Below are 2,916 nucleotides of genomic sequence, written 5' to 3' on the forward strand. Positions count from 1 at the left end.
GGTAATGAGGCTGACACCTATGAAATGCGGGGGCAGCAGGACAGAACCCATTTTGTTATGTCCATTGGCGGCGAGGCGGAATTTGAGCCGGGCTGGACCTTGGCTGGAGATTTGTCTTTGCAAAAGGGCGCTCATGATAAGGATATAATGGCGGCGGTTACCTTAAGAAGAATGTGGTAACCATCACATATTATTGGAAGTTTTAAAATAATTGCATGCAAGGAGTGATTGTATGAAAAAGCATAAAAAAGGAACCAGAGCCAAATATAGTACATTGGTGTCAGCGGTCCTAATTGGATTGATGTCAATCACTCCATATGCTTCAGCAGATGAAAGTGAATATCTGGCGACAGAGTACATCGACTATAATGGCCGGAATATTGCAGAGCTGATTTTTTTGAAGGAAAGTCAGGGGATTGGAAATAATGGCCAATGGATGGTTCCTAAAGCCGTCTATGATTTGCCGGATGCGCTTATCACCGGCGCTGCAACCAGTGCAACCTATTGGACGGATATGTTGGGACCTACTGCGAAGAATAAGGAGCCATGGCAGATTTTCGTTACCACCTACTGGCAAAGGAATGCATCATCCAGTTCATTGAGTGTGAAGTCGGATGGAGTCCAACCAATTCGGAAAAGCTATAAAAATGCCGAACACTATGTTTCCCAGCAGCTGCAAAACGGGACTGATTATGATGAGCTGACTTATGACAAGGCCAAAACTGGCGTGCTGCCAGAGGGAAGTTATGCGTATAGCCGGCTAAGGATAGGTTATTATTCCGGTGCCAAGCGCACCGGGGCGGAATACGGTTGGTGGGTGGATACGGATACAGTATTGCCTACCAATGAGCAAGCTGTCAATTTTGCCGGAACAGTGCGGCATGAGTTGGGGCATGCTTTGGGAATAGTTGCGAAAAGGCGGATCCGCGGCGACAACACATATTTTACGCCAGGGGTTACCGATGAAAAATCCTGGAACTTGCAGCTTTACGATCAGAACGGCAACAAGGCCCAGTCCGGAATGCAGATTTTAACATCCTATGAGTTTGAGGAACTGAAAAAGGATAAACCTAGTATTTCTCCGAAGGATTATTTCATTGTTGATAAGAAAATAACGGATGAAGGGGAAGGGTTTGCCTACTTTTCCGGCAAAAATGTAGTGGATGCCTTGGATGGAGCCACCTTCTTCGGTCGCAGTGCCTTACCGGTAAATGGCTGGGAAGGTGATCGATTTGAAGGTTCCCATATTCAAACATCTGGTATGATGAGCCATCGCACATACAGTAACTATTCTGCTTTCTTGGAAGTAGAGCTGGCTGCGTTGCAGGATTTGGGATATGACATTGATCGCAAGGCGTATTTTGGTCGTTCTATCTATGGTAACAAGGGAACCATTGTCAATAATCAGGGATTCTTTGCCCGCAATCAGACGGGGACAGCCTATTTGAACAATACTTACAGTGATGTTAATTTGGGAATTGGGTTGCATGTTTATGGCTATGGTAATACAGTGACCCAGGCTGCGGATATTATGACCAAAGGTAATGGCGGTACCGGTATTCGGGTGGATGGTATGGAAAACACGCTGATAATACCGAAGGATACGGAGATTCATGCTGATGGTTATCGGGGGAACGGCGTGATGATTTCCTATGGACGAAACCAGACAGTGGAGCAGGCCGGCACGGTTACAGCTAACGGCGATGGCGGTGTAGGAATGCGGTTTGATTTCGGTTCCGCCCGGGGTGGAGCAGGGTCCGAGTATCGTGGTTCATATATCCGGTATAAGCGTTGGGTGAACAGCAGGGCCAGTGGGAGAGAACCTGGCGCCATAAACTCAGCCCAAAATTATGCTCTGACTTACAATATGAATGCCAATACCCGCAATGTGGCGGAAGATGAACTGGTAGGACCGTTAGTGGATAATTATAATCTTTCCGGAAAGCTGGCTGGTAGTGATGCTGCCATCTACATCAGCAAAAATGCCTTGGTGAAGAATATAAATGTAAATGATGGTGCAAGCATCCAAGGGGATATTGTTTCGGAATGGAAACGCTTTGACCGGGAAAGCTGTGAAGAGGCTTATGACAGTGATGGTAAAAGTCGGGATGTCCTGCGCATTCAGTATAATAACAATATTGGCAAGGATGGCTATGAGTACTATCTGTATATTCCTGATTTGGTGACCAATCTCAACTTCAATAATGAGGAAATGAAATACACCGGCAACATTTCCGGTGAAGAAAACATCAAGATGAATGTAAATGAGGGTACTCTCACCTATACCGGGGAAGCCAATGTAATAAATGTACAGGTAGCCAAAGATGCCACCCTGTTGGGGGGCAGCTATCAGGTAAATGACCTGTCCCAAAAACTGGATAAGGACTTTACTGATGATACCACTGGTAAGTTCTATAATCATGGAACTATCGGTGCGGAAAGTCAAAATAGTGATATGTTAATAAAAGGCAAGTTGATTTCTGATGGTGTACTGGCTGGCTATGCCGGAGGCGACAAGGGACAGATTGTGGTTTCTGGAACAGCAGATGTGGAAGGCTCCATGATTTCCATTGACAATGCATTGCCAGGGGATGAAATGACGGTGCTGAAGGCCGATAGTATTACCGGTACCATTGGCAATGGCGATGAGTCTTATGCAGCCAGCGGGATGCTTAGTACCACCGGAACAGTATCCGGCAATGAAATCAAGGTGCAGACCGTGGCCAGCAACAATCTGGGGGACATAGACAGCACTCAGCAGGCAGCCTATAATGCCATGACGGATATGTATAAGCAGCTGTCCGACACCGGCGATGACCGCATTGATGAAATGCGTACGCTGTATGGCCTGGATACGGATAAAGCCAAGGAGGCACTGTCCTCCCTTTCGGCTAATGCAGCAGCCAAGACTATGGC

At 46.7% G+C, this 2,916-nt stretch carries 2 protein-coding genes; both read left to right on the forward strand.

The features are described from left to right. A partial coding sequence (locus QZV24_RS10275) for a hypothetical protein (RefSeq protein ID WP_294523529.1) occupies nucleotides 1-180 on the forward strand: 180 nt, incomplete at its 5' end. A gap of 52 nt (nucleotides 181-232) precedes the next feature. After that, nucleotides 233-2,916 (forward strand): autotransporter outer membrane beta-barrel domain-containing protein (locus QZV24_RS10280; protein ID WP_294523531.1); only part of this gene is annotated, 2,684 nt, incomplete at its 3' end.

Origin of the sequence: uncultured Anaerovibrio sp., assembly GCA_902786545.1 — a bacterium.
Classification (GTDB): domain Bacteria; phylum Bacillota; class Negativicutes; order Selenomonadales; family Selenomonadaceae; genus Anaerovibrio.